28 protein-coding genes and 1 other RNA gene are annotated in these 26,264 nt (G+C 71.9%); 25 read left to right on the top strand and 4 right to left on the bottom strand.

The annotated features are described in order from the left end of the window. From N798_RS02660 to N798_RS02640, 5 genes are all read left to right on the top strand, one after another. The coding region (locus tag N798_RS02660) for a Nif3-like dinuclear metal center hexameric protein (RefSeq protein ID WP_035946069.1) at positions 1 to 366 on the top strand (366 nt) is incomplete at its 5' end. Then, positions 363 to 1,100 (top strand): zinc ribbon domain-containing protein, encoded by a 738-nt coding sequence (locus tag N798_RS02655; protein WP_035946066.1) that lies wholly within the window; start codon positions 363 to 365, stop codon positions 1,098 to 1,100. The genes N798_RS02660 and N798_RS02655, both read left to right, overlap by 4 nt. Positions 1,101 to 1,143: 43 nt before the next feature. Then, a complete protein-coding gene (locus N798_RS02650) occupies positions 1,144 to 1,554 on the top strand; it encodes a rhodanese-like domain-containing protein (protein ID WP_035946064.1) in 411 nt (136 codons plus the stop codon). Between the two features lies 1 nt (position 1,555). After that, positions 1,556 to 2,755: an O-succinylhomoserine sulfhydrylase gene (locus N798_RS02645; RefSeq protein WP_035946062.1), complete on the top strand. Its 1,200-nt coding sequence runs from the start codon at positions 1,556 to 1,558 to the stop codon at positions 2,753 to 2,755. Continuing rightward, positions 2,755 to 3,093, top strand: a complete 339-nt coding sequence (locus tag N798_RS02640) for a hypothetical protein (RefSeq protein WP_035946060.1) — start codon at positions 2,755 to 2,757, stop codon at positions 3,091 to 3,093. Before N798_RS02645 ends, N798_RS02640 begins: the two co-directional genes overlap by 1 nt. On the opposite strand, the gene N798_RS02635 is transcribed toward N798_RS02640, so the two are convergent. Continuing rightward, the gene (locus N798_RS02635; protein WP_035946059.1) at positions 3,090 to 3,836 is read right to left on the bottom strand and encodes a YaaA family protein; all 747 of its coding nucleotides are present in this window, start codon (positions 3,834 to 3,836) and stop codon (positions 3,090 to 3,092) included. The genes N798_RS02640 and N798_RS02635 overlap by 4 nt on opposite strands. 42 nt (positions 3,837 to 3,878) lie before the next feature. On the opposite strand from N798_RS02635, the gene N798_RS02630 reads away from it, so the two are divergent. From N798_RS02630 to N798_RS02620, 4 genes are all read left to right on the top strand, one after another. Continuing rightward, positions 3,879 to 5,324, top strand: coding sequence for an RNB domain-containing ribonuclease (locus N798_RS02630; RefSeq protein WP_035946058.1), 1,446 nt, complete (start codon positions 3,879 to 3,881; stop codon positions 5,322 to 5,324). 61 nt (positions 5,325 to 5,385) lie between these two features. Continuing rightward, an RNA gene (gene rnpB, locus N798_RS17165) (RNase P RNA component class A) lies at positions 5,386 to 5,760 on the top strand. Positions 5,761 to 5,797: 37 nt separating this feature from the next. Then, complete coding sequence (locus tag N798_RS02625) at positions 5,798 to 6,451, top strand: MBL fold metallo-hydrolase (RefSeq protein WP_035946057.1); 654 nt, start codon at positions 5,798 to 5,800, stop codon at positions 6,449 to 6,451. 140 nt (positions 6,452 to 6,591) lie between these two features. Continuing rightward, complete coding sequence (locus N798_RS02620; RefSeq protein ID WP_035946055.1) at positions 6,592 to 6,777, top strand: hypothetical protein; 186 nt, start codon at positions 6,592 to 6,594, stop codon at positions 6,775 to 6,777. 110 nt (positions 6,778 to 6,887) lie between these two features. Here the strand turns inward: N798_RS02620 and ppgK are convergent, their stop codons facing one another. Beyond that, a complete protein-coding gene (gene ppgK, locus N798_RS02615; RefSeq protein WP_035946054.1) occupies positions 6,888 to 7,658 on the bottom strand; it encodes a polyphosphate--glucose phosphotransferase in 771 nt (256 codons plus the stop codon). 28 nt (positions 7,659 to 7,686) lie between these two features. After that, entirely contained in the window at positions 7,687 to 8,550 is an 864-nt protein-coding gene (map, locus tag N798_RS02610) for a type I methionyl aminopeptidase (protein ID WP_035946052.1), read from the bottom strand. 48 nt (positions 8,551 to 8,598) lie between these two features. On the opposite strand from map, the gene N798_RS02605 reads away from it, so the two are divergent. After that, a complete protein-coding gene (locus N798_RS02605) occupies positions 8,599 to 8,790 on the top strand; it encodes a hypothetical protein (protein ID WP_035946081.1) in 192 nt (63 codons plus the stop codon). A gap of 138 nt (positions 8,791 to 8,928) precedes the next feature. Here the strand turns inward: N798_RS02605 and panB are convergent, their stop codons facing one another. Continuing rightward, positions 8,929 to 9,798, bottom strand: a complete 870-nt coding sequence (gene panB, locus N798_RS02600) for a 3-methyl-2-oxobutanoate hydroxymethyltransferase (RefSeq protein WP_035946050.1) — start codon at positions 9,796 to 9,798, stop codon at positions 8,929 to 8,931. A 253-nt stretch (positions 9,799 to 10,051) separates the two neighbouring features. On the opposite strand from panB, the gene N798_RS02595 reads away from it, so the two are divergent. From N798_RS02595 to N798_RS02525, 15 genes are all read left to right on the top strand, one after another. Then, positions 10,052 to 12,307, top strand: coding sequence for an immune inhibitor A domain-containing protein (locus tag N798_RS02595; RefSeq protein WP_052116839.1), 2,256 nt, complete (start codon positions 10,052 to 10,054; stop codon positions 12,305 to 12,307). A gap of 114 nt (positions 12,308 to 12,421) precedes the next feature. Next, positions 12,422 to 13,759, top strand: a complete 1,338-nt coding sequence (locus tag N798_RS02590) for a glutamine synthetase family protein (protein ID WP_035946046.1) — start codon at positions 12,422 to 12,424, stop codon at positions 13,757 to 13,759. A gap of 10 nt (positions 13,760 to 13,769) precedes the next feature. Beyond that, positions 13,770 to 16,769, top strand: coding sequence for a bifunctional [glutamine synthetase] adenylyltransferase/[glutamine synthetase]-adenylyl-L-tyrosine phosphorylase (locus N798_RS02585; protein ID WP_035946043.1), 3,000 nt, complete (start codon positions 13,770 to 13,772; stop codon positions 16,767 to 16,769). A gap of 75 nt (positions 16,770 to 16,844) precedes the next feature. Beyond that, positions 16,845 to 18,161, top strand: a complete 1,317-nt coding sequence (gene hisD, locus N798_RS02580; protein ID WP_035946042.1) for a histidinol dehydrogenase — start codon at positions 16,845 to 16,847, stop codon at positions 18,159 to 18,161. Continuing rightward, positions 18,158 to 19,291 carry a histidinol-phosphate transaminase gene (locus tag N798_RS02575; protein ID WP_035946041.1) on the top strand — a complete coding sequence of 378 codons (1,134 nt, stop codon included), beginning with the start codon at positions 18,158 to 18,160 and terminating at the stop codon, positions 19,289 to 19,291. Before hisD ends, N798_RS02575 begins: the two co-directional genes overlap by 4 nt. Continuing rightward, positions 19,288 to 19,893 carry an imidazoleglycerol-phosphate dehydratase HisB gene (gene hisB, locus N798_RS02570; RefSeq protein WP_035946040.1) on the top strand — a complete coding sequence of 202 codons (606 nt, stop codon included), beginning with the start codon at positions 19,288 to 19,290 and terminating at the stop codon, positions 19,891 to 19,893. The genes N798_RS02575 and hisB overlap by 4 nt, the downstream gene beginning before the upstream one ends. Positions 19,894 to 19,897: 4 nt before the next feature. Continuing rightward, positions 19,898 to 20,521, top strand: a complete 624-nt coding sequence (locus tag N798_RS02565; RefSeq protein ID WP_035946039.1) for a hypothetical protein — start codon at positions 19,898 to 19,900, stop codon at positions 20,519 to 20,521. Beyond that, the gene (gene hisH / locus N798_RS02560; RefSeq protein ID WP_035946037.1) at positions 20,518 to 21,162 is read left to right on the top strand and encodes an imidazole glycerol phosphate synthase subunit HisH; all 645 of its coding nucleotides are present in this window, start codon (positions 20,518 to 20,520) and stop codon (positions 21,160 to 21,162) included. Before N798_RS02565 ends, hisH begins: the two co-directional genes overlap by 4 nt. Before the next feature lie 56 nt (positions 21,163 to 21,218). Then, positions 21,219 to 21,953 (top strand): bifunctional 1-(5-phosphoribosyl)-5-((5-phosphoribosylamino)methylideneamino)imidazole-4-carboxamide isomerase/phosphoribosylanthranilate isomerase PriA, encoded by a 735-nt coding sequence (priA, locus tag N798_RS02555; protein WP_035946035.1) that lies wholly within the window; start codon positions 21,219 to 21,221, stop codon positions 21,951 to 21,953. Next, on the top strand, positions 21,950 to 22,636 hold the full coding sequence (locus N798_RS02550) for an SseB family protein (RefSeq protein ID WP_035946032.1): 687 nt from the start codon (positions 21,950 to 21,952) through the stop codon (positions 22,634 to 22,636). Before priA ends, N798_RS02550 begins: the two co-directional genes overlap by 4 nt. Positions 22,637 to 23,001: 365 nt before the next feature. Beyond that, on the top strand, positions 23,002 to 23,631 hold the full coding sequence (gene infC / locus N798_RS02545) for a translation initiation factor IF-3 (protein WP_052116841.1): 630 nt from the start codon (positions 23,002 to 23,004) through the stop codon (positions 23,629 to 23,631). Positions 23,632 to 23,698: 67 nt separating this feature from the next. Beyond that, positions 23,699 to 23,893, top strand: coding sequence for a 50S ribosomal protein L35 (gene rpmI, locus N798_RS02540; RefSeq protein ID WP_009775194.1), 195 nt, complete (start codon positions 23,699 to 23,701; stop codon positions 23,891 to 23,893). 42 nt (positions 23,894 to 23,935) lie between these two features. Further along, a complete protein-coding gene (gene rplT, locus N798_RS02535) occupies positions 23,936 to 24,322 on the top strand; it encodes a 50S ribosomal protein L20 (RefSeq protein WP_035946030.1) in 387 nt (128 codons plus the stop codon). A 41-nt stretch (positions 24,323 to 24,363) separates the two neighbouring features. Continuing rightward, positions 24,364 to 25,158 carry a TrmH family RNA methyltransferase gene (locus tag N798_RS02530; RefSeq protein ID WP_035946029.1) on the top strand — a complete coding sequence of 265 codons (795 nt, stop codon included), beginning with the start codon at positions 24,364 to 24,366 and terminating at the stop codon, positions 25,156 to 25,158. 17 nt (positions 25,159 to 25,175) lie between these two features. Next, positions 25,176 to 26,264, top strand: a complete 1,089-nt coding sequence (locus N798_RS02525; RefSeq protein WP_035946078.1) for a PAS domain-containing sensor histidine kinase — start codon at positions 25,176 to 25,178, stop codon at positions 26,262 to 26,264.

The raw sequence follows: 26,264 nt of genomic DNA, 5'->3' as shown, positions 1-26,264 counted from the left end.
TATGCCGTCCTCCCACCCGCCGCCGGCGGGCTGCGGGTCGCGGGCCCGGCCGACGCGCCGGTCGAGACGGTGGCGGTCCTCGGAGGCGCCGGCGACGACCAGCTCGACGCGGTCCGCGCGAGCGGCGCCGACGTCTACGTCACCGCCGACCTGCGCCACCACCCGGCGCTCGAGGCTCGCGAGGAGGCGCGCGGGGGAGCGCCCTACCTCGTCGACGCCGGCCACTGGTCGAGCGAGGCCGTCTGGCTGACGACGCTGCGGGACGCGCTCGGGGCTGCCCTTAGGCTGGACATCGACATCAGCACAGTGCGCACCGACCCGTGGACCTTCACGGTCGGGGCGGAGAACCTCGGAGGTAACGCGTGAAGGCCGATCCGACCCGCCAGTCCAGGCTGCTCGACCTCCAGGCCCTCGACACGCGCCTGTCCCAGATCGACCACGCGCGCCGCACCATCCCGCAGCTGGCCGAGATCGCCGACCTCGAGGGCAAGGCGCGCCTGCTCGACGACCAGCTCGTCCGGTCGCGCACCGAGCTCGGTGACGTCCAGCGCGAGATCCGCAAGGCCGAGGCCGACGTGCAGCAGGTCCGCGACCGTGCGACGCGTGACCAGCAGCGGTTGGACTCCGGCGTCGGCACCGCCAAGGACCTTACGGCGCTCCAGCACGAGCTCGAGTCCCTCGCCCGCCGCCAGGGCGAGCTCGAGGAGGTCGAGCTCGAGGTCATGGAGCGGGCCGAGGCCATCGAGTCCGACGTGGCCGAGCTCGAGCGCGGCCGCGCCGAGCTCACCGAGCGGCTGACGACCCTCGAGGCGGCGCGCGACGAGCGCCTCGCCGAGCTCGGGGCAGAGGAGAGCACCGTCGCCGCTCCGCGCGACACCGTCGTCGCCGAGGTCGGCGACGACCTCGTCGCGCTCTACGAGAAGATCCGCGCCACGAGCGGCACCGGCGCCGCGGCCCTGCGCCAGCGTCGCTGCGGCGGGTGCCAGCTCGAGCTCAACCCCGTCGAGCTGCGGACCATCAAGGAGGCTCCCGAGGACGAGGTGCTGCGCTGCGAGGAGTGCCGCCGGATCCTGGTGCGCACCCCGGAGTCCGGTCTCTGAACGACCCGCGTCCGTGGGACCGCGCGAGCCTAGGCTGACGCGCATGACCTATGCCGGTGACGTCACCCCCACCGAGGCGTATGCCGCGGTGACCGCCTCCGAGGACGCCGTCCTCGTCGACGTGCGCACCCGGGCCGAGTGGTCCTACGTCGGGGTGCCGCTGCTCGCGGACGGGAGCCTCCCGGTCCTCGTCGAGTGGCAGCGCTACCCCGACGGCAGCGTCAACGAGGCGTTCGTCGACGACCTCCGCGCGGCCGGTGTGGGCGAGGGCGTCCGGATCTACTTCGTGTGCCGCTCCGGCGTCCGGTCGATCGCGGCCGCGGAGGCGGCGACGGCCGCGGGTCTGGGGCCGGCATACAACGTCCTCGAGGGGTTCGAGGGACCGCACGACGCCGAAGGACACCGGACGGTGTCCGGGTGGAAGGTCGCCGGCCTCCCGTGGAAGCAGGGCTGAGGTGAGCGACGAGGCCGGGCGCTCCTTCCGTCCCGAGACCCTCGCGGTGCGGGGAGGGCTGTCCCGCAGCGGTTTCGACGAGACGAGCGAGGCGATGTTCCTCACCTCGGGGTTCGTCTACGAGTCCGCCGAACAGGCCGAGGCAGCCTTCAAGGACGAGATCGACAAGTTCATCTACAGCCGCTACGGCAACCCCACGGTCTCGATGTTCGAGGAGCGGCTGCGCCGGCTCGAGGGGGCAGAGGCGTGCTTCGCGACGTCCTCGGGGATGTCGGCCGTGTGGGTGGCGCTGGCCGCGCTGTGCGGTCAGGGCGACCGGATCGTGGCATCGCGTGCCCTCTTCGGCTCGTGCTTCGTCATCATCGACGAGATCCTCCCGAGGTTCGGCGTCGAGGCGGTCTTCGTCGACGGTCCCGACTTGGCTCAGTGGGAGGCGGCGCTCTCCGAGCCGACGGCAGCCGTCTTCTTCGAGACGCCGAGCAACCCGATGCAGGAGCTCGTCGACATCGAGGCGGTCTCTCGTCTCGCCCACGCAGCCGGGGCCAAGGTCGTCGTCGACAACGTCTTCGGCACACCCGTCTTCTCGCGGCCGCTCGAGCACGGCGCCGACGTCGTCGTCTACTCCGCCACCAAGCACATCGACGGACAGGGACGCGTCCTCGGCGGCGCGGTCCTCGGCCCGTCGGAGTTCGTCGACGGCCCGGTGAAGAACCTCATGCGCCACACCGGCCCGGCGATGTCACCCTTCAACGCGTGGGTGCTCGTCAAGGGCCTCGAGACCATGGCGCTGCGCGTGCGGCAGATGGCCGACAACGCGCTCACACTCGCTCGCCACCTCGAGGGTCGCCACGGTGTCGTCCGGGTCGTCCACCCGTTCCTCGAGAGCCACCCGCAGCACGAGCTCGCCAAGCGCCAGATGACCGGGGGAGGCACCGTCGTCACCTTCGAGGTCGAGGGCGGCAAGGACGTCGCCTTCCGGGTCATGAACGCCCTCCAGCTCGTCGACATCTCCAACAACCTCGGCGACGCCAAGTCGCTCGTCACCCACCCGGCGACGACGACCCACCGGCGGCTCACCGAGGAGGCTCGGGCGGCGGTCGGCATCACCGACGGCACGATCCGCATCTCGGTGGGACTCGAGTCGGTGCTCGACCTCGTCGAGGACGTCGAGGCGGCACTGGCCGGAGCGCTCCCGGGCTGATGCCGTCCTACCGCGTCACGGTCGACATCGTCGACGTGCGGCCCGGGGTGCCGCCGCAGGACGTCCTGCCCGCCGCGGAGGCGATCCTCGCCAAGACGCACGTCGTCGAGGACCGGCTGCTCGACGTCGCCGACCCCGCCTCCGCCCGCCCCCGGCCGCAGGTCCACCTGCGGTTCGCTGTGCCGTCGTCGGAGCGGCACTCCGAGGACGCCGAGGCGCAGGCGGTGGTGCGCCTGCTCGTCAACGAGCTCGATGCCTTCGCCCGCTGCGGGGCCTGGCTGCTCCGGCGTGGTCCCGGCCGGCGCTGGACCCCGGTCGCCTCCGGCGGGACGACCTAGCGAGCGGTGACGTCGAGCACCCAGGGGCGGCCGCGTCGGGCCGGCGGGGCGAGTGCGACGTCGAACGCCTCGCCGACGACCTCCGCCAGCCTCTGGGGCGTGCGCGCCCGCTGACCGGTCACGCAGAGGTGCCGGGCGACGAGGCCACGCGTGTGCTTCGCCATGTGGCTCGCGCCCGGCACGCGGACCTGCACCCAGCGCTCGGCGACCTCGCCCGTGGGAGTCCAGGCGACGGCATACGTCGAGCTTCGGCAGTCGACGACGACCTCGCGTCCGGCGGCGGGCGCGAGCACGTCGTCGAGGACCGGTCGCCAGGCGGAGGCCACCGGTCCGAGACCGGGCAGGTTGACGTCCATCGACAGCCGGTATGCCGTGATCCGGTCCTTGGGTCGCACGGCGCCGTGGAGGGCCGAGACGACGACGAGCCACGCGTTGGCCCGGCGGCGCGCCGCGGGGTCCATCGAGGCAAGGTCGAGCGCGTCGTAGAGCACGCCGGTGTAGACCTCGGCGGCGGGTGTCGCGGGGGCGGAGTCGAGGACGAGGTTGCGGGCGACCTCGTCGGCCAGACCGGGTGAGACGCCGAGATCGGCTGTGGCAGTGGGGGAGCCGCTCACGTCGCGCAGGTGTCCGGCGACGCGGGCTCGGGTCTCGGCGAGCTCTGGGAACGACCAGGTCGACGGGTCGGCCGGCCTGCCCCGGCGCCGGTTCGACTTGGACTCCGACGGTGGCAGGAGGATGAGCACGCGGACACCCTATGCGGGTGGCGCTTGGGTAGGTTGACGGGCATGCGCAAGCGCCAGATCAGCCTCCCGCCGACCGACGCCACCACCTCCGCGAGCGTGCGCGAGGCGCTGCTCGCGCGCTTCGCGGCGATCCGTGCGGAGCTCGAGCTGGATGAGGAGTTCCCGCCGGAGGTGACGGCCGAGGCCGAGAGGGTCGCCGCCGCGCCGGTCGACCTGCCCGAGCGCGACGAGACGGCGGTGCCGTTCTTCACGATGGACCCGGCGAGCTCGATGGACCTCGACCAGGCGATGCACCTCGAGCGCGACGGTGACGGCTACCGCGTCCGATACGCCATCGCCGACGTCCCGGCCTTCGTGGCGCCCGGTGGTGCGATCGACGCCGAGGCGCGTCGCCGGGGGCAGACCGTCTACTGCCCCGACAAGCGGCTCCCGCTCCATCCGACCGTCATGAGCGAGGGCGCGGCGAGCCTCCTCCCGGGCGAGGTCCGCCCAGCCTTCGTCTGGGACATGCGGCTCGACGCAGAGGGTGAGGGCACGAGCGCAGAGGTCTACCGCGCGATGGTGCGCTCCGTCGAGCGGTTCGACTATGTCGGGGTGCAGGAGCAGGTCGACGCCGGCATCGACGACGAGCGGTGGGTGCTGCTGGGCGAGGTCGGGGAGAAGCGAATCCGCCAGGAGCAGCTGCGCGGCGGCGCGAGCCTGCCGATGCCGGAGCAGGAGGTCCACCTCGGCGAGGACGGCGACTTCACGCTCGACTTCCGGCCCCCGCGCACCGTCGAGGAGTGGAACGCCCAGATCTCGCTCCTCACCGGCATGGCGGCCGCCGACATGATGCTGCACGCACGCGTCGGCATCCTGCGCACGATGCCCGAGGCCGAGCACAACGCCGTCGCCCGCTTCCGTCGGCAGGCCAAGGCCCTCGGGGCGCCGTGGCCCGCCGAGCAGTCCTACGGCGACTTCCTCCGCAGCCTCGACCGGACCAACCCGAAGCACCTGGCCCTCATCTACGACGCCACCTCGCTCTTCCGCGGTGCCGGCTACACGCCCTTCGACGGCGACGTCCCCGAGCAGGTCGAGCAGGCCGCGGTCGCCGACGCCTACGCGCACGTCACGGCACCGCTGCGCCGCCTCGTCGACCGCTTCGGTCTCGTCATCTGCGAGGCCATCAGCAGTGGGGCCGAGGTGCCGGCGTGGGTGCGCGAGGCACTGCCCACGCTGCCCGCGACGATGAAGGAGTCCGACCGGCGAGCGGGCGCGGCCGAGCGCATGTGCGCGGACGCCGTCGAGGCCGCCGTCCTCCACCCGAGGGTCGGCGAGAGCTTCTCGGCCGTCGTCGTCGACCGCGACGAGAAGGGCCTCGAGGTCCAGCTCCTCGACGTCCCCGTCGTCGCCCGGGCCACCGGCGAGGCCGAGCTCGGAGCGACCGTCGACGTGCGGCTCGAGTCGGCCGACGTCGCGACGGGTCAGGTGAGGTTCGTCGTCGCTTGAGGGACGGCATACGCCGTCTTTTCGGTATGCCGTCCGCCCGCCCCTATGCTGTGCGTGCGGACGAGTCAGTCCGACGGTCGCGACGCGGGCAACCGCATCGAGGAAAGTCCGGGCTCCACAGGGCAGGGTGGTGGCCAACAGCCACCCGGGGCGACCCGCGGGACAGTGCCACAGAGAACAGACCGCCTCCCGGCTCCGGCCGGGCGGCAAGGGTGAAACGGTGGTGTAAGAGACCACCAGCGACTCCGGTGACGGAGCCGGCTAGGTAAACCCCACCCGGAGCAAGCTCAGACAGTGTGCGTTCGAGGGCGGCCCGCCCGAGCACACGGGTAGAGCGCTGGAGGCCCCTGGCAACAGTGGTCCGAGATGGATGACCGTCAGCGTGACCCGGGCAACCGGCCACGTGACAGAACCCGGCTTATGACTGACTCGTCCGCCCCACTCCCGCCGCGCCACCGGCATACGGTGAAGGCATGAGACTCACGCACCTCGGGCACGCGTGCCTCCTCGTCGAGATCGCCGGGGAGCGGATCCTCATCGACCCGGGTGGGTGGACGCCGGGTTTCGAGGGGCTGCGCGACCTCTCCGCCGTCGTCGTCACCCACCAGCACGCGGACCACCTCGACCAGCGCCGGCTGCCGATCCTCATGACGCACAACCCGAGGGCTCGCCTGCTCGCCGACCCCGGCAGTGTCGAGGTGCTCTCGGGCCTGGGCCTCGACGCCGAGGTCCGCACCGAGCCGACGAAGGTCGGGTCGGTGTCGGTCCTGCCCGTCGGCGAGACCCACGCGCTCATCCACGACGACATTCCGCGGATCCCCAACGTCGGCGTCGTCCTGCGTGCGCTCGGCGAGGCGAGCCTCTACCACCCCGGCGACAGCCTCGACGGCGACCCGGGGGAGGTCGACGTCGTCGCGTTCCCCCTCAACGCCCCCTGGCAGGCGAGCCGTGACATGGCCGGGTTCCTGCGGAGGCTCAACCCGCCGGTGGCGGTGCCGATCCACGACGCGCTGCTGAGCGGCGAGGGGCGTGAGCTCTACCTCAAGCAGGCGGACTCGCTCGGCGGGACCGACACCGAGGTCCGCGACCTCGCCGCCCGGGGCGCGGTCGAGCTCTCCCCGGCCTGAGCCCGCACCCCGGTCGAGAGGATACGACGCGCCGCTCGGGCCCGGCGGCCGACGGCGTGTTCTCTCCTGTCGACCCGGAGGCGCGCCCGGGTCGTGGACCAGGTTTGGCGAGTTAGGTAAGGCTCACCTACTCTCGCCGGGTGCCCAAGGTCGCCGCGAAGAAGAAGTGCTGCAAGGACAAGCCTCGTTGCAAGGCGTGTCCGGTGGTCCTCATGCGCCTGACCAAGATGGGCTACGCCGAGCAGCTCACGCCCGGCAAGAAGGCGAAGTACGCCGTCGACAAGAACGTCCCCAAGAAGGCGATGGTCCTGGCGCGCCAGCGCTGACCTGCCGCAGGACGGTTCGCGAACCACGGAGCTGCTCGCGAGCCGGTTCGGACAGGCTCGGGAGCCACGTCACGGTTCGCGAACCGCGACGGTCAGGACCGATCCACCCGTCAGTGCGAGTCGTGGTACTCCTGCGCGAGGTGGGCGGCGCCGATGATTCCGGCCTTGTTCTCGAGCACCGCGGGCACGATCTTCGTGCGCAGGTCGAGCAACGGCAGGAACTCCTCGTGGTCCTTCGAGACGCCGCCGCCGACGACGATGAGGTCCGGCCAGAGCAGGTTCTCGAGGTGGCTGTAGTAGCGCTGGAGCCGCTTGGCCCACTCGGGGTAGCTGAGCCCCTCGACGTCCTTGATCGACGAGGCGGCGCGCTTCTCGGCGTCGAACCCGTCGAGCTCGAGGTGGCCGAGCTCGGAGTTCGGGATGAGCGTCCCGTTGTGGATGAGCGCGGTCCCGATCCCGGTGCCGAGGGTCGTGAGGATGACGAGGCCCTTCTGGCCCTTGGCGGCGCCGTAGTGGAGCTCGGCGACGCCGGCCGCGTCCGCGTCGTTGACGAGGACGATGTCGTGTCCGAGCTTCTTCTCGAGCATCGGCTCGGCGTCGAAGTCGAGCCACGACTTGTCGATGTTGGCCGCGGACCGGACGACGCCGTGGGTGACGACGCCCGGGACGGTGATCCCGATGGGGGAGTCGCCCCGGACGTCGTCGAAGTGGTCGACGATCTGGTCGATGACGTCGGCGACGGCCTCCGGGGTGGACCGCTCGGGGGTGTCGATGCGCTTGCGCTTGGCCGCGAACGCGCCCTTGGACAGGTCGACCGGGGCGCCCTTGATGCCGCTCCCGCCCACGTCGATGCCCAGCGGCAGACCGGTCTTTGTGCTCATGGGGACTCCTTCGTCCGAGGTGGGGCGGTCATGGGAGGGTGAGGATCTCGTTGCCGTGGTCGGTGATGAGGATCGTGTGCTCGAACTGGGCCGAGCGGCGGCGGTCGCGGGTGACGACGGTCCACTCGTCGTCCCACATGTCCCACGCCTCCGTGCCGAGGTTGAGCATCGGCTCGATGGTGAAGGTCATGCCCGGTTCGATGACGGTGTCGTAGGACGGCGCCGCGTCGTAGTGCGGGATGATGAGACCGGAGTGGAACGAGCGCCCGATGCCGTGGCCGGTGAAGTCGCGCACGACGCCGTAGCCGAACCGCTTGGCATAGCTCTCGATGACCCGACCGATGACGTTGACCTGGCGGCCCGGCACGGCGGCCTTGATGCCGCGCATCATCGCCTCGCGGGTCCGCTCGACGAGCAGCCGCGACTCCTCGTCGACGTCGCCGCAGAGGTAGGTCGCGTCGGTGTCCCCGTGGACCCCGCCGATGTAGGCGGTGATGTCGATGTTGACGATGTCGCCGTCCTCGAGCGGGCGCGAGTCCGGGATGCCGTGGCAGACGACCTCGTTGACCGACGTGCACAGCGACTTCGGGAAGCCGCGGTAGCCCAGCGTCGAGGGGTAGGCGCCGTGGTCGAGGAGGAACTCGTGGCCGACGCGGTCGATCTCGTCGGTCGTCACGCCGGGGGCGATGACCGCGGCAGCGGCCTCCATCGCCTGCGCGGCCAGCCGGCCCGCGACCCTCATGAGCTCGATCGTCTCGTCGTCCTTGACCTCCGGGGAGAGGTTCTTGTCCGGCGTCGCCTTGTCGACGTACTCGGGGCGCTCGATCGAGGCGGGGACGGGCCGCCGCGCGGAGACCTCTCCCGGAGCGACACTTCCGTACGTCAGCGGCATACGGTGGAGTCTAGGCAGAGCGCCGACCGCGACACCGAGGAGGACGACATGGCGTACTGGTACAACATCCAGACCAAGCAGGTCGAGACCGACGAGAACCGCAGTCGCAACGACGACGTCATGGGTCCCTACGAGACCGAGGCCGAGGCGAGCAACGCCATCGCCTCCGCCCAGCAGAACACCGAGAAGTGGGACGCCGAGGACCGCGCCTGGGAGGGTGAGGACGACCTCGAGGACTGACGCTCCGGCGCAGCGACGAGCACGAAAGGCGGTATGCCGGGTGCGCACCCGGCATACCCACCGCATCTGATTGCCCGTTCCGGCGCGCGACGTGCACCTCGCTGGAACGGGCAATCAGTTGCGAGAGAGCGAAACGGCCTACTGCTCGAAGGAGTGCTCCGAGGCCGGGAAGGCGCCTGAGGCGACCTCCGCGGCATAGCTGCGGGCGGCGTTGCCGAGGTCGGTGCGCATGTCGAGGTACTTCTTGACGAAGCGCGGGGCGCGGCCGCCACGGAGTCCGGCCATGTCCTGCCAGACGAGGACCTGGGCGTCGCAGTGCGGGCCCGCGCCGATGCCGATCGTCGGGATGCGCAGCGCCTCGGTGACCTTGGCGGCGACGGGCGCAGGGACCATCTCCATGACGACCGAGAAGCAGCCGGCCTCCTCGAGGGCGAGCGCGTCCTCGAGGAGCCGGTCGGCGCCGTCACCGCGGCCCTGGACGCGGTAGCCGCCGAGGACGTGCTCGCTCTGTGGGGTGAAGCCGATGTGGCCCATGACCGGGATGCCCGCGCGGACGAGCAGCTCGACCTCGGGGACCATCGGCTTGCCGCCCTCGAGCTTCACCGCGTGGGCCATGCCCTCCTTCATGAAGCGGGTCGCGGTGGCGAGCGCCTGCTGCGGGCTCGCCTGGTAGGAGCCGAAGGGCAGGTCGGCGACGACCATGGCGTGCCGCGCGGCCGACGTCACGGCGCGGCAGAGCGGGACGAGGTGGTCGACGGTGACGGGCACGGTCGTCTCGAAGCCGTAGACGTTGTTGCCGGCGGAGTCGCCGACGAGGAGGACCGGGATGCCGGCCTCGTCGAAGATCTCGGCGGCATACATGTCGTAGGCCGTGAGCATCGCCCACTTCTCCCCGGTCTCCTTCATCTTCTGGAGGTGGGGGACGCGGATGCGCTTCTGCGGGGCCGCCTGGGCGCCCGTGCCGTAGGGGTTCGTCGTCTCCGCGGCTGGGGTCGGCTGATCGCTCATGGGGCGATCCTGTCAGAGTGCCCCGGATGCCGGTCCGGAGGTGTGCGGTGGCCGACACCGCTCGTGCGTGGAAGGTAAAAGGCAGGTAAAAACAACCCCACAAACCATTGTGCAATTGGATTGCACATGTTTCTCTGCAAAGGCCACGCCTGACCCCTGGCTGGCGATCACACCCGGAGGAACAGTGACCACACGACACAGTCGTGCCCTCGCCGCCCTTGCTGGCGCGGCGTTGGTAGTGAGCCTCGCGCCCATGGGCGCCCAGGCGACAGAATCCGCCCCACCTGCCGACGGCCCGTCGAAGGCCCACAAGCAGGACGACCTGCCCAACCCGCTCGGCGACGCCGCGCGCGCCCTGCGCAAGGAGGCCGTCGACAAGCTCGTCAAGGGCGAGGCGACGACCGAGACCCGCGGTGGCCAGCGCGTCATCAAGCTCGCCGGCAACAAGAAGGCCGCGAAGGGCTCGAAGGCCGCGCAGGACCGCTACGTGTCCTACCCGGTCGAGCGCGAGGAGGACATCTTCACGATCCTCGCCGAGTTCGGCACGCAGACCAACGCGACCACCGGTGGCACCGCGGGCCCGGTCCGCAACCAGATCCCAGAGCCGGACCGCAACTGGGACGGTGGCGCGACCGACAACAACTCGACCGAGTGGACCGAGGACTTCGACCGCCAGCACTACCAGGACCTCATGTTCGGTGACGGCGAGTCGTTCAAGGACTTCTACCTCAAGCAGTCCAACGGCAAGTTCCTCGCCAAGGGTGACGTCTCCGACTGGGTGAAGGTGCCCTTCAACGAGGCCCGCTACGGCAGCAACAAGATCAGCGACGCCGCGGGCGCCTGGCCGTTCATCCAGGACTCGGCGACCGCCTGGTACAACGCCGAGAAGGCCGCCGGCAAGACCGACGCGCAGATCAAGACCTACCTCCAGCAGTTCGACCGCGTCGACCGCTACGACTTCGACGGCGACGGCAACTTCAACGAGCCGGACGGCTACATCGACCACTTCCAGGCGATCCACGCCGGTGAGGGCGAGGAGGCCGGTGGCGGTGCCCAGGGCGAGGACGCCATCTGGAGCCACCGCTGGTACGCCTACTCCACCAACATCGGCAAGACCGGCCCGGAGCAGAACAAGGCCGGCGGTGTCCAGCTCGGCACGTCCGGCATCTGGATCGGTGACTACACCACCGAGCCCGAGAACGGCGGCCTCGGCGTCTTCACCCACGAGTTCGGCCACGACCTCGGTCTGCCGGACTACTACGACACCCAGGGTGGCGACAACGGCACCGGCTTCTGGACCCTCATGTCCGGCGGCTCCTGGCTCAACGACGGCACCGTCGACATCGGCTCGAAGCCGGGCTACATGGGCCCGCTCGAGAAGCTGCAGCTCGGCTGGCTCGACTACAAGGTCGTCCCCTACGGCCAGGACATGACCGTCAACCTCGGCCCGGCCGACAAGCCCGCGAGCCGGTCCGACTACCAGGCCATCGCGGTCCCGCTGCCCGGCAAGACGGTCACCGAGGACTACAACAAGCCGCGCTCCGGCGCGACCGAGTGGTGGAGCGGTGCGGCCGACGGCCTCCAGAACACCCTGACCCGCTCGATCGACCTCACCGGCAAGACGTCCGCCTCCGTCGCGGCCTGGATGCAGTACAACATCGAGGTCGACTACGACTACCTCTACGGCGAGGTCAGCACCGACGGTGGCTCGACGTGGAACCAGGTCGGCACGCCGATCGACGGTCCTGAAGGCAACGAGGGCCTGTCCGACTGGACGCAGAAGTCGTTCGACCTCAGCGCCTACGCCGGCAAGAACGTCCAGTTCCGCTTCCGTTACGCGACCGACGGTGGTCTGCACTACGAGGGCGCGTTCCTCGACGACATCACCGTCACCGCCGATGGTGCGACGCTCCTGTCCGACGACGTCGAGTCCGGCGACAACGGCTGGACCGCCAGCGGCTTCACCCGCATGGGTGGCTCGACCTCCGAGGTCGTCAGTCACTACTACCTCGCGGAGAACCGCACCTACACCGGCTACGACTCGACGCTCAGGACGGGCCCGTACAACTTCGGGTTCTCGAACACGAAGCCCGACTGGGTGGAGCGCTTCCCCTACCAGAACGGCATGCTCGTCTGGTACGTCGACGGTGAGTACGGCGACAACAACACCTCCGCCCACCCGGGTGGCGGCCAGGCCCTGCCGGTCGACGCCCGCCCGGCGCCGGTCACCTTCCCCGGTGGCTACCTGCTCGGGAACCGTCGCCAGCCGTTCGACGCCACTTTCGGCCTCGAGCGCACCGACGAGGTCACCTTCCACCGCAACGGCGTCCCCTCGACCGTGAAGTCCTCGGCCGGCATCCCGACCTTCGACGACTCGGACCCGAACCGCTACTGGGACGCGAAGAACCCGTGGAGCTCGGTCAAGGTCGCGGGCTCCGGCACCGTGATGAAGGTCAACAAGTCCAGCGCCGACGGCAACCAGCTGCAGGTGCAGGTCTCCTTCAAGTGACCTGACCGGACAACGGTGGGTGCAGCCTCCCTGAGCTGACCCACAGTGCGAGACAAGGGCCCCGGAGCGAGATGCTCCGGGGCCCTTGCCGTCCCGACCCATAGGATGCCGAGCATGGACCGTCAGCAGGAGTTCGTGCTCCGCACCATCGAGGAGCGGGACATCCGCTTCGTCCGCCTCTGGTTCACCGACGTGCTCGGTGCGCTCAAGTCCGTCGCCGTCGCGCCGGCCGAGCTCGAGGGGGCGTTCGCCGAGGGCATCGGCTTCGACGGCTCGGTCATCGAGGGCTTCGCGCGGGTCTACGAGGCCGACATGCTCGCCAAGCCCGACCCCTCGACGTTCCAGGTCCTCCCGTGGCGTGGTGAGAGCCCCGGCACCGCCCGGATGTTCTGCGACATCACGCTCCCCGACGGGTCGCCGAGCATGGCCGACCCACGCCACGTCCTGCAGCGCACCCTCGCCCGCGCCGCCGACCAGGGGTTCACCTTCTACACCCACCCCGAGATCGAGTTCTTCCTCTTCGAGAAGGGCTGGCGGCCGGGCGAGACCCCGACGCCGATCGACCAGGCCGGCTACTTCGACCACGTGCCGCACGGCACCGCCCAGGACTTCCGCCGGGCCGCGATCACGATGCTCGAGTCGATGGGCATCAGCGTCGAGTTCAGCCACCACGAGGGCGCCCCCGGCCAGAACGAGATCGACCTGCGCTACGCCGACGCGCTCTCGACGGCCGACAACATCATGACCTTCCGGACGGTCATCAAGGAGGTCGCGCTCGAGCAGGGCATCTACGCGTCCTTCATGCCCAAGCCGCTCGCCGACCACCCGGGCTCGGGCATGCACACGCACATGTCGCTCTTCGACGGCGACAGCAACGCCTTCTACGAGGCGGGCGCGCCCTACCAGCTCTCGAAGACCGGGCGCCAGTTCATCGCCGGCCTGCTCCACCACGGCGCCGAGATCACCGCCGTCACCAACCAGTGGGTCAACAGCTACAAGCGTCTCTGGGGCGGGGGAGAGGCGCCGGCCCACCTCACGTGGGGCCACAACAACCGCTCCGCCATGGTGCGCGTCCCGATGTACAAGCCCAACAAGGGCCAGAGCAGCCGCGTCGAGGTGCGCTCGGTCGACTCCGCGTGCAACCCCTACCTCGCCTTCGCCGTCCTCCTCGCCGCCGGACTCAAGGGCATCGAGGAGGGCTACGAGCTCGCACCCGAGACCGAGGACGACGTCTGGGGCCTCACCGACTCCGAGCGCAAGGCGATGGGCATCAAGCCGCTGCCCGCGTCGCTCAGCGAGGCCATCGAGGTCATGGAGGAGAGCGAGCTCGTCGCCGAGACGCTCGGCGAGCACACCTTCGACTTCTTCCTGCGCAACAAGCGTGCCGAGTGGGCCGACTACCGCGGCCAGGTGACCGCGTTCGAGCTCGATCGGTACCTCCCGCGCCTGTGAGGCGCGCGTCATGACCGCCCGTATGCCGTCCCTCCCGGGCGACCTCACCCGGCTCGGCTTCTCCGACCCCCGTCGCGCGGACACGCTGCTCCGGGACCGCTCGCTGGCGCCGCTCATCAAGGACCGGGAGCGCGTCGAGTCCGACGGTCTCGCCGTGTCGCTGTCGCGGGTGGCCGACCCCGACCAGGCGCTGCTGGCCCTCGTGCGGCTGCTCGACGCGGTGGCGACACCCGCGAACGACGCGTTCCGGGACGACCTCGTCGAGGCCCTGCGCGAGCCGGGCCGGGCCCGCGACCGGCTGCTCGCGGTGCTGGGGTCCTCCACCGCCCTGGGCGACCACCTCGTCGCGAGGCCCGAGCACTGGACCGCCGTCGCCGACGCCTTCCCGCTCGAGGTCGAGGAGCGGATCGAGCTGCTCACCACTGCCGTCCGCGAGCCCGCCGCCGTCACCCCCGAGGACGCCCTGCGGCTCGAGTACCGCAGGCAGCTCCTCGGGATCGCTGCGCTCGACGTCTCCCGCCCCGACCCCCAGGCCCGCCTGTCCGAGGTCGCGTCGTCGCTCGCCGACCTCGCCGAGGCGGCGCTCGAGGCCGCGCTCGTCGTCGCCCGTGCCCAGGTCGGCGACGCCGCGGACCGCTGCCGCTTCGCCGTCATCGGGATGGGCAAGACCGGCGGGCGCGAGCTCAACTACATCAGCGACGTCGACGTCATCTTCGTCGCCGAGCCGGCCGACGGAGCCGACGAGGACGCAGCGCTGGCGGTCGGCACCGACCTCGCGACCCGGCTCATCCGGATCTGCTCGAGCGCGACGACGGCCGGATCGCTGTGGCAGGTCGACCCCGCGCTGCGGCCCGAGGGCAAGAACGGCCCGCTCGTGCGCACCCTCGAGTCGCACGTCTCCTACTACGAGCGGTGGGCCAAGACCTGGGAGTTCCAGGCCCTGCTCAAGGCCCGCCCGGTGGCCGGCGACCGTGCGCTCGGGCGTGCCTACGTCGAGGCCGTCGCGCCGTTCGTCTGGCAGGCGGCCAGCCGCGAGAACTTCGTCGAGGACGTGCAGGCGATGCGACGCCGGGTCGAGGACAACGTGCCCTCCGGTGAGGCCGACCGCCAGCTCAAGCTCGGCCCGGGCGGTCTGCGCGACATCGAGTTCAGCGTCCAGCTGCTCCAGCTCGTCCACGGCCGGGCCGACCGCTCCCTGCGCTCGGGGACCACCCTCACCGCGCTCGCGGCCCTGTCCCAGGGTGGCTACGTGGGGCGAGAGGACGCTCAGACGCTCGCCACGGCATACCGGCTCCTGCGGACGCTCGAGCACCGGATCCAGCTGCACCGGCTGCGCCGCACCCACCTCATGCCGACGTCCGCGTCCGACCTGCGCTGCCTCGGGCGCGCTCTCGGGCACCAGCGCGACCCCGAGGAGGCGGTCGTCACGCAGTGGCGCACGGCCGCGCGCGAGGTGCGCCGGCTGCACCAGCGGATCTTCTACCGCCCGCTGCTCTCCGCCGTCGCCCGGCTCGGGCCCGACGAGGTCCGGCTCACGCCCGAGGCGGCCCGTGAGCGGCTCGCGGCCCTCGGCTTCCGCGACCCCAAGGGCGCCCTGCGCCATCTCGAGGCGCTCACCGACGGGGTGAGCCGCCGCGCCGCGATCCAGCGCCAGCTCCTGCCGGTCATGCTCGGCTGGTTCGCCGACGAGGCCGACCCCGACGCGGGCCTGCTCGCGTTCCGCCGGATCAGCGACGAGCTCGGCACGACACCGTGGTTCCTCCGGCTGCTCCGCGACGAGGGCAGCGCCGCCGAGCGGCTGGCCCACACTCTCGGCCGCAGCCGCTACGCCGCCGAGCTGCTCGAGCAGGGGCCCGAGTCGGTGCAGTTCCTCGGCGACTCCGGCGGCCTGCGTCCCCGGACCCGCGACGAGGTGCAGGGCCGGATGCGCGCGGCGGCGAAGCGCAAGGACGAGCCGCAGCCGGCGGTCCTCGCGGCCCGGGCCGTTCGCCGCTCCGAGCTCTTCCGCCTCGCCGTGGCCTCGCTGCTCGGCCAGGTCGGGCTCGACGAGCTGGGCCGCGCGCTCGCCGACCTCAACGGCGCCCTCGTCGACGTGACCCTTGAGGTCGTCCTCAGAGGCGTCGAGGAGCAGACCGGGCAGCCGCCGCTGAGCCGCCACCTCGTCGTCGGCATGGGCCGGCTGGGGGGAGGGGAGTCGTCCTTCGGCAGCGACGCCGACGTGCTCTTCGTCCACGACCCCGTCGAGGGAGCGGAGACGCGGGCGGCCCAGGAGCAGGCGCTCGAGGTCGTCAAGGAGCTCATCAGGCTTCTCGGTGTTGCCGCGCCCGACCCGCGGCTCGAGGTCGACGCCGGCCTGCGGCCCGAGGGCAAGAACGGGCCGCTCACCCGCTCGCTCGAGTCCTACCGCGCCTACTACGAGCGCTGGTCTCTCGTCTGGGAGGCGCAGGCCCTGCTGCGCGCCGCGCCCGTCGCCGGCGACGCCGACCTCGGCGCCGCGTTCGTCGAGCTCATCGACCCGCTGCGCTGGCCCGAGGGCGGGCTCGACGCAAAGCAGGTGCGCGAGATCCGCACCCTCAAGGCCCGGATGGAGTCGGAGCGGCTGCCGCGCGGCGCCGACCGCAAGACCCACTTCAAGCTCGGGCACGGCGGCCTCAGCGACGTCGAGTGGACGGTCCAGCTCATCCAGCTCGAGCACGCCCACGAGCACGAGTCGCTGCGCACGACGTCGACGATGGGGGCGCTCGAGGCGGCCCGGTCAGCCGGGTTCGTCGACGCCGAGGACGCGGTCGCGCTCGCCGAGGCATGGCGCCTCGCGTCGCAGATGCGCAACGCCGGCATGCTCTCGCGTGGCCGAGCCGTGGACTCGGTGCCGTCGGACCTCAAGGACGCCGACGGCATGGCCCGGATCATGGGGCTGCCCCCGAAGTCGGGCCAGGAGCTCGCCAACCGCTACCGACGCGTCGCGCGCCGTGCCCGGCACGCGGCCGAGAAGGTCTTCTACGAGGCCTAGCGGGTCCCGGCGGGACCGGGCTCGGGAGGCGGACGGGCGCCGGGGCACTCCCTGCCACGAAATAGACTGGCGACCATGATCCCCGTTCTCGACCTGCGAGGCCGCGCGCCCGGAGTCCGTGAGCTCCGCGCCACCCTCCCTCGTGCCGAGCTCGACGTCGAGGCCGCCGTCGCCACGGTCCGCCCGATCTGCGACGACGTCGCCGCTCGCGGTGCCGAGGCCGTCCTCGACGCCGCCGAGCGCTTCGACGGCGTCCGGCCCTCGTCGCTGCGCGTGCCCGCCGACGTCGTCGCCGCCGCCCTCCAGGGACTGGACCCCGAGGTCCGGGCCGCGCTCGAGGAGTCCATCCGCCGCGCCCGCATCGTCCACGCCGACCAGCGCCGGACCGAGACGACGACGACCGTCGTGCCCGGCGGCACCGTCACCGAGCGGTGGGTGCCCGTCGACCGCGTCGGTCTCTACGTCCCCGGTGGCCGCGCCGTCTACCCGAGCAGCGTCGTCATGAACGTCGTCCCGGCCCTGCTCGCCGAGGTGGGCTCGCTCGCGGTCGCCAGCCCGCCGCAGAAGGACCACGGCGGCTGGCCGCACCCGACGATCCTCGCCGCCTGCGCGCTCCTCGGCGTCGACGAGGTCTGGGCGATGGGCGGCGCCCAGGCCGTCGCCGCGTTCGCGCACGGCCTCGACGGCGACGAGCCGCTCGAGCCGGTCAACCTCGTCACCGGCCCGGGCAACATCTGGGTCGCCGCCGCCAAGCGCCTGCTCAAGGGGCTCATCGGCATCGACTCCGAGGCCGGGCCCACCGAGATCGCGATCCTCGCGGACGCGTCCGCCGACCCCGAGCACGTCGCGGCCGACCTCATCAGCCAGGCCGAGCACGACCCGCTCGCCGCCGCCGTCCTCGTCACCGACAGCCCCGACCTCGCCGACGCCGTGCAGGCAGCCGTCGTCCGCCGGGCGGGGGAGACCAAGCACGCCGAGCGCGTCGCCGAGTCGCTCACCGGGCGCCAGTCCGCGGTCGTCCTCGTCGACGACGTCGAGGTCGGACTCGACGTGGTCAACGCCTATGCCGCCGAGCACCTCGAGATCCACACCGTCGACGCCCCGACCGTCGCAGCGCGCGTGCGCAACGCGGGCGCCGTCTTCGTCGGCACGTGGTCGCCGGTGAGCCTGGGCGACTACTGCGCCGGCTCCAACCACGTGCTGCCCACCGGCGGCTGCGCGACCCACTCGAGCGGCCTGTCGGTGCAGTCGTTCCTCCGCGGCATCCACGTCGTCGAGTACTCCGAGGCGGCGCTGCGCGACGTCGGCGCCCACGTCGTCACCCTGGCGCGAGCCGAGGACCTCCCCGCGCACGGTGACGCCGTCATCGCCCGCCTCCCCGAGCTTCGATGAGCGCCATCGAGGAGCTGCTCCGGGAGGACCTCCGGGGCAGGACGGCATACGGCGCCCCCCAGCTCGACGTGCCCGTGGCCCTCAACACGAACGAGAGCTCGTATGCCGTGCCACCGGAGGTCGTCGACGAGATCGTCGCCGCCGTCGCGGCGGTCGCTCCGGGGCTCAACCGCTACCCGGACCGGGAGTTCACCGACCTGCGGACCGACCTCGCCGACTACCTCTCGCGCAGCGGCACGACCGTGCGCGCCGAGCAGGTCTGGGCCGGCAACGGGTCCAACGAGGTCCTCCTGCACCTGCTCCAGGCGTTCGGCGGGCAGGGGCGCACCGCGCTCGGCTTCACGCCGGCCTACTCGATGCACCCGATCATCACGGCGACCACCGGCACGACGTGGGTCGACGGGATGCGCGGCGTCGGCGCCTCGGACCGGCGTGGTGGGGCGCCGTTCGACCTCTCCGTCGAGTCCGCCGTCGAGCAGGTCGAGCGGCACGACCCGCACGTCGTCTTCCTCTGCTCGCCCAACAACCCGACGGGCACCGCCCTCACGCTCGACGTCGTCACCGCCGTCCACGACGCCGCACCGCGTGCCGTCGTCGTCGTCGACGAGGCCTACGCCGAGTTCGCCCGGGCCGGGACCCCGAGCGCGCTCACGCTGCTCGAGGGACGGCCGCGGCTCGTCGTCACGCGCACGATGAGCAAGGCGTTCGCCTTCGCCGGCGGGCGGCTCGGCTACCTCGCCGCCGACCCCGAGCTCGTCGACGCCCTCCGCCTCGTCCGGATGCCCTACCACCTGTCCTCACCCGCGCAGGCGATCGCCCGCGCGGCGCTGCGCCACGCCGACACGATGCTCGGCACGGTCGACGCCATCAAGGAGCAGCGCGACCGGATCGTCGAGTCGCTGCCCGGACTCGGGCTCGACCCGGTCCCCAGCGACGCGAACTTCGTCCTCTTCGGGGGCCTGCGCGACAGCGCCACGACGTGGCAGGCGCTGCTCGACCGGGGGGTTCTCGTTCGGGACGTGGGGATCGACCACTATCTTCGAGTGACCGCCGGGACCCCGGAGGAGACGACCGCGTTCCTCGACGCCGTCGCCGGCCTCGGGCCCGACCACCTGGAAGGACAGCCGTGACCAGCAACCGCACCGCGACGGTGACGCGTTCCACCTCCGAGTCCAGCGTCGAGCTCACCCTCGACCTCGACGGCACCGGCGTCGGCGAGGTGAGCACCGGGGTCCGCTTCTACGACCACATGCTCCTGTCCTTCGCCAAGCACTCGCTCATCGACCTGCGGGTCAAGGCGACCGGTGACGTCGACGTCGACGCGCACCACACGGTCGAGGACGTCGCGATCGTCCTCGGCGACGCGCTGCGGGAGGCCCTCGGCGACAAGAGCGGCATCTCGCGCTTCGGCGACGCCACGGTGCCGCTCGACGAGGCGCTCGTCCACGCGGTCGTCGACGTCGCCGGGCGCCCCTACGTCGTCCACACCGGCGAGCCCGCGGGCCAGGAGTATGCCGTGATTGGCGGCAACTACATCGGCTCGCTCACCCGTCACGTCCTCGAGTCCTTCGCCCACCACGCCGGCATCGCCCTGCACGTGCGCGTCCTCGGCGGCCGCGACCCCCACCACGTCGTCGAGGCCCAGTTCAAGGCGGTCGCGCGGGCGCTGCGTGCGGCGGTCGAGCGCGACCCCCGCGTCGTCGGCATCCCCAGCGCCAAGGGTGCGCTCTGAGCCGATGGGCGACGACCAGACCCCGCTGACCGGGCACGGGCTCGTCCTCGTGCGCGGCAGCGCCGCCGCGTCCGCGCGGTGGGTGAGGCGCGGCCTCGCGGCCGTGCGGGTGTGCCCGCTCCAGGGCTGGACCGGCGTGTGCCTCGCGGAGGACCGAGCGCGTGCCGTCGCGCCCTACGACGTCGGCCTCGAGATCCTCGCCGCCCGTCACGTGCCGACGCGGCACCGCCCGGCCATCGGGCTCTTCGTCATCGACGGCTGCGCGGTCGTCACCGTGCAGGCGCGCGGGTGGCGTCTGGAGCAGCGCTGGCTCGTGTGGGAGCCCGGTCGTGGCGTGCGTCGCACCCCCGACCTGCCGGCACTCCCGGCCGCCCTGGTCGTCGACGTCGCCGGCGCCCGCTCGCGGACGACGCCGGCGGAGGTAACCGAGCACTTCGCCGACCCCGGGGGCGAGCCGCTCGACGTCCTCGTCGGGCTCATGCGCCTCCTCGGCCTGCCCGGCGAGGAGCTGCTGCGTGACGGCGCCGACGAGAGCCACCTGCGCGTCGACCCCAGCCCACGATCCATCGCTGCCTTCGACGCGCTCGTCGCCGAGGAGTCGGCCCACCGAGCGGAGCAGGACCTGTGAGCGGGCGCAGGGTCATCGTCCTCGACCACGGCAGCGGCAACGTGCACAGCGCCGTCCGCGCCCTCGAGCGGGTCGGCGCCACGGTCGAGCTCACCGCCGACCGCCAGCGCGCCCTCGACGCGCACGGCCTGCTGCTGCCCGGCGTCGGCAACTTCCACGCGTGCGTCCGCGGCATGCGCGCGGCCGACGCGCCCCGCATCGTCGACGTCCGGCTTTCCGGCGGTCGCCCGGTCCTCGGCATCTGCGTCGGCATGCAGGCGCTCTTCGAGTCGTCGACCGAGCCGAGTGGCACGACCGAGGACGGTCTCGCCGAGTGGCCCGGGACGGTCGAGCGGCTGCAGGCACCCGTCGTCCCGCACATGGGCTGGACCGAGGTCGAGGTCTCGAGCGGCTCGACCCTCTTCGCCGGCGTCGAGGCCGAGCGCTTCTACTTCGTCCACTCGTATGCCGTCCGGTCCTGGACGCTCGCCGAGCCCAGCGGGCACTTCGCGGCGGTCGCCCCGAAGGTGACGACCGCGACCCACGGTGAGCGTTTCGTCGCCGCGGTCGAGAACGGCCCGCTCTCGGCCACCCAGTTCCACCCCGAGAAGTCGGGCGAGGCCGGGCTGCAGCTCCTCGAGAACTGGGTCCGCTCGCTCTGACCGTGTCGACCACCAGCAACACCCGCAAGCCCCACCCCCGAGAACGTGAAGGTGCCATGACCTCCCCCCGCCTCCAGCTCCTGCCCGCCGTCGACGTCGCCGGGGGGCGCGCCGTCCAGCTCGTCCAGGGGGTCGCCGGCAGCGGCGGCGAGTTCGGCGAGCCGCTCGAGGCCGCGATGCGCTGGCAGGAGCAGGGCGCCGAGTGGCTCCACCTCGTCGACCTCGACGCGGCCTTCGGTCGCGGCGACAACGCCGAGCTGCTCGAGGCGATCGTGGGGACGCTCGACATCCAGGTCGAGATGAGCGGTGGCATCCGCGACGCCGAGACGCTCGAGCGCGCCCTCGCCACCGGCTGCCGCCGTGTCAACCTCGGCACCGCCGCGCTCGAGGACCCGGAGTGGACGGCCTCGGCGATCGCCGAGCACGGTGACCGCATCGCCGTCGGGCTCGACGTGCGCGGCACGACTCTCGCCGCCCGCGGCTGGACCCAGGAGGGCGGCGACCTCTGGGAGACCCTCGAGCGCCTCGACCGCGAGGGCTGCGCCCGCTACGTCGTGACCGACGTCAACAAGGACGGCATGCTCGCCGGACCCAACGTCGAGCTGCTCCGCGACGTCTGCGCCCGCACCGACCGCCCGGTCATCGCGTCGGGCGGTGTGTCGACGCTCGACGACATCGCCGTCCTCCGCACGATGGTTCCCGAGGGCGTCGAGGGTGCCATCACCGGCTCTGCGCTCTACCGCGGTGCGTTCACGCTGCCCGAGGCACTCGACGTCGCGGGCCGCCCGTGACGCGCGACCTCGTCTTCACCGGGTTCGAGGGCGACGACGGGTCCGCGCAGCCCGGACTCACCGGCGCGCTGGCCGACGGTGACCCCGCCGGCCTCATGGCCGAGCTCGCCACCGCGCGGCTCCTCGTCCCGATCGTCGCCGAGCCCGTCGAGACGGCGGTCGAGGGCGGGCTCACCGTCGACAAGCAGACCGACATGGCCGCGGTGACCCTCGTCGCCCCCGACGGCGAGCGCGCCCTGCCGGTCTTCAGCAGCCTCGACGCCCTCGCCGCCTGGGACCCTGCGGCCCGTCCCGTCCCCGTGACCGCAGCCCGGGCCGGGCAGGCGGCGGTGAGCGAGCGCTGCGACGTCGTCGTCGTCGACGTCGCGGGTCCGGTGACCCGGGTCCTGCGCCCCTCCATGGTCTGGGCGCTCGCGCAGGAGCGCGCCTGGTTGCCGCCGCACCTCGACGAGTTCGTGGCCACCGGCGTCGCGCGGGCGGTCGCCGAGGAGCCCGACGTCGTCTCGCACCACGTCGAGGAGGGGGCTCCGGCCGGTCAGGGTGTCCTCGGCGTCGTCCTCGAGCTGCGCGAGGGCCTCGCGGGCGACGAGGTCCAGGCCGTCGCGACCCGGGTGGGGGAGCGGCTCGCCACCGACGGCGAGCTCCGCGCCCGCATCGACGGCCTCGCCTTCCGCATCCGCTGACGGCATCACGCGGTCCGGGTGGAGGATCCCCGGGACCATGACCCCCGCGATCCTCCACCCGGGCCACCGAGGTGCGCGGTCCGCACGGGTGAGCAGCCGGCATACGGCGATTTCGCCCGTCGGCGGCCGGCTGCTAACCTTGTGCGCTGACCGGCTGTGTCCCCCGGGACACGGTGCGCAAGTGAAGCTCGCTTCCACCCGCGACGACCCCAGGGTCGCCGGGTTCTTCTCCACCACGGTCACGGCATACGTGTATGCCGTGGGCACCGGTGGACGGGTGAGGGCTTCTCGTGCGCGGCGCGAGGAGCCTCTTCTCATGTCCGGGCCAGCACGAGACCGTCGTTCCCAGACACAAGGAGCATGACATCAGCGAGCCTCGCATCAACGACCGCATCCGGGTTCCGGAGGTGCGGTTGGTCGGCCCCAACGGGGAGCAGGTCGGCATCGTCCGCGTCGAGGATGCCCTGCGCCTCGCGGCCGAGGCTGACCTCGACCTGGTCGAGGTGGCCCCCATGGCCAAGCCGCCCGTCGCCAAGCTCATGGACTTCGGCAAGTACAAGTACGAAGCCGCCATGAAGGCCCGGGAAGCACGCAAGAACCAGGTCAACACGGTCATCAAAGAGATCAAGCTCCGCCCGAAGATCGACCCGCACGACTACGCCACCAAGAAGGGGCACGTCGTCCGGTTCCTGGGTGGCGGCGACAAGGTCAAGGTGACGATCATGTTCCGCGGTCGCGAGCAGTCGCGCCCGGAGCTCGGCTACCGCCTCCTCCAGAAGCTGGCCGAGGACGTCGTCGAGCTGGGCACGGTCGAGTCCGCGCCCAAGCAGGACGGCCGCAACATGATCATGGTCCTCGCGCCGACGAAGAAGAAGTCCGAGGCCCGCGCCGAGCAGCGCCGCAAGAAGGACAGCGCCGCCGCTTCCGCCGAGGCACCGGCCGACGCGTCCACCGAGGCTGCGGCCCCGGCCGAGGAGACGGTCGCCGCCGAGTAGGCGGCACCCCCACGTTTTCCCCAGAGCAGCACCACAGCAGCACCGACAGCGAAGGAGATCGGCAGCCATGCCGAAGAACAAGACCCACAGCGGCACCAAGAAGCGCTTCCGCGTCACCGGTTCCGGCAAGGTCATGCGCGAGCAGGCCGGTCACGTCCACAAGTTCCACGAGAAGACCCCGCAGAAGGCCCGCGCCCTCTCCAAGGACGTCCTCGTTTCCAAGGCCGACGTCAAGAAGGTCAAGAAGCTTCTCGGCATCTGAGCCGAACCCCCGAACGTCCAAGACTGAACAAGGAGTACTCACGTGGCACGCGTGAAGCGGGCGGTCAACGCCCAGAAGAAGCGCCGGGTCGTCCTCGAGCGCGCGAGCGGCTACCGCGGTCAGCGGTCCCGTCTCTACCGCAAGGCCAAGGAGCAGGTCACCCACTCCCTCGGCTACGCCTACCGCGACCGTCGCGCCCGCAAGGGTGACTTCCGTCGCCTGTGGATCCAGCGCATCAACGCTGCGGCCCGCGCCAACGGCATGACCTACAACCGCCTCATCCAGGGCCTCAAGGCCGCCGAGATCGAGGTCGACCGCCGCATGCTCGCCGAGCTCGCGGTCAACGACGAGGCCGCCTTCGCCGCCCTCGTCGAGGTCGCCAAGGCCAACGTCCCCGCGCAGCCGGTCGCCGAGAAGGCCTCCGCCTGAGCCTGCGAGACCCCTCGCACATCACGAGCGCCGGGAGAGCCGTGCTGACGAACGTCCGATCCGATCGGGTCAGGTCAGTGCGATCGCTCTCCCGGCGCTCGGTGCGTGAGCGGACGGGTCGCTTCGTCGTCGACGGTCCGCAGGGCGTGCGCGAGGCGATCCGGTATGCCGTTGAACGGGTCGACGACCTCTACGTCACCACCGCGGCCCTCGAGCGCCACGCCGACCTCGTCGACGCGGCCCGGCAGGTGGGCATCCGGGTGCACGAGACCGACGACGCCGTCCTCGCGGCGATGTCCGACACCGAGTCCCCGCAGGGGCTGCTCGCCGTCGTCGCCTCCGCGCCCGTCACCCTCGCCGCCGTCCTCGCGTCCGCGCCGCGCCTGCTCGTGCTGCTCAGCAACGTGCGCGACCCCGGCAACGCGGGCACCGTCATCCGTGGCGCCGACGCGTTCGGCGCCGACGCGGTGCTCGTCACCGACGGCTCGGTCGACGTCCTCGCGCCCAAGGTCGTCCGCTCGACGGTCGGCTCGATCTTCCACCTGCCGGTCGTCGCCGGCCTCGACGTCGCGGCGACGCTCGACGCGCTGGCCGCCGCCGGCATACGCACCCTCGCGGCGGACGGCACGGGGGAGACGCTGCTCCCCGACGTAGACACGAGGACCCCGCACGCGTGGGTCATGGGCAACGAGGCGTGGGGGCTGCCGGCCGAGATCCGCGACCGCTGCACCGACGTCGTCCGGGTCCCGATCTCCGAGCGGGTCGAGTCGCTCAACCTCGCGATGGCCGCCACGGTGTGCCTCGCTGCGTCGTCCGGGGCGACTCACCGCGGCTGACGTGGTGGGATGTGGTCATGGACCCGAAGACGCCACCGGTCGATGACGTCCTCACCGTGCCCGATCCCGTCGCCGCGGCGGCTGCCGCGATGCTGCCCGACGGGCTCGTCGCCGCCGGCGCCGACGGCATCGTCACGTCGGTCAACCCTCGGGCCGCGCAGATGCTGCGCCAGCCGGCGGACGCCTTCGTCGGGCTCGACATCCGTGAGGCGCTGCCCCTCGAGACCCGCAACGGCGAGTCCTGGTGGGCGATGACCGACCCGTGGAACGGCCTGCGCACCCGCACCGGCCACCGCGAGAAGCTCCTCCAGCTGCCGAGCGGTCTCGAGCTGCTCGTCACCGCCCGCTACCTGCGCAGCGGTCGCGCCGGACCGCTGAGCGCCGTCCTCGTCTCGCTGCGCGATGCCGAGGGCCGTCGCCGGGCCGAGCTCGACCACGCGGCGCTCATCTCGACGATCGCCCACGAGCTGCGCTCGCCGCTCACCGGCGTCAAGGGCTTCACCTCGACGCTGCGCCGCCGCTGGTCGCAGTTCACCGAGGAGCAGCGGCTGACGATGCTCGAGGCGATCGACGCCGACGCCGACCGCCTCACCCGGCTCATCACCGACCTGCTCGACGTCTCGCGGATCGACGCCGGCAGGCTGCGCATCCACGAGGTGCCGCTCACGACGCGCGACATCCTCACCCGCCACGTCGAGCGGCACGTCAACGCGGGGCAGGACGCCCAGGACTTCACGGTCACCGTCGCCGCGGGGGCCGAGGAGATCTATGCCGACCCCGACCGGCTCGACCAGGTCCTCTCCAACCTCCTCGAGAACGCCGTGCGACACAAGGCCGCGTGCGTCACGCTCGAGGCAGCACCGTGGGAGGGGCCGACCGGCCCGGGCGTCATGCTCAGTGTGAGCGACGACGGCACCGGCATCCCGTCGGAGCAGCGGCGCGCCGTCTTCAGCCGCTTCTGGCACGGGCCCAGCGGTGGTGGCACGGGGCTCGGCCTCTACATCGTGCGCGGTGTCGTCGAGGCCCACGGCGGGTGGGCCGAGATCGACGATGCACCCGGTGGCGGTGCGGTCGTCCGCGCGTTCTTCCCGGGGGAGATGGTCTAG

Origin of the sequence: Knoellia flava TL1 (assembly GCF_000768675.1) — a bacterium.
Classification (GTDB): Bacteria; Actinomycetota; Actinomycetes; order Actinomycetales; family Dermatophilaceae; genus Knoellia; species Knoellia flava.
The sequence above is the reverse complement of the archived record's forward strand: the minus strand, read 5'-3'. Positions and strand labels throughout refer to the sequence as shown.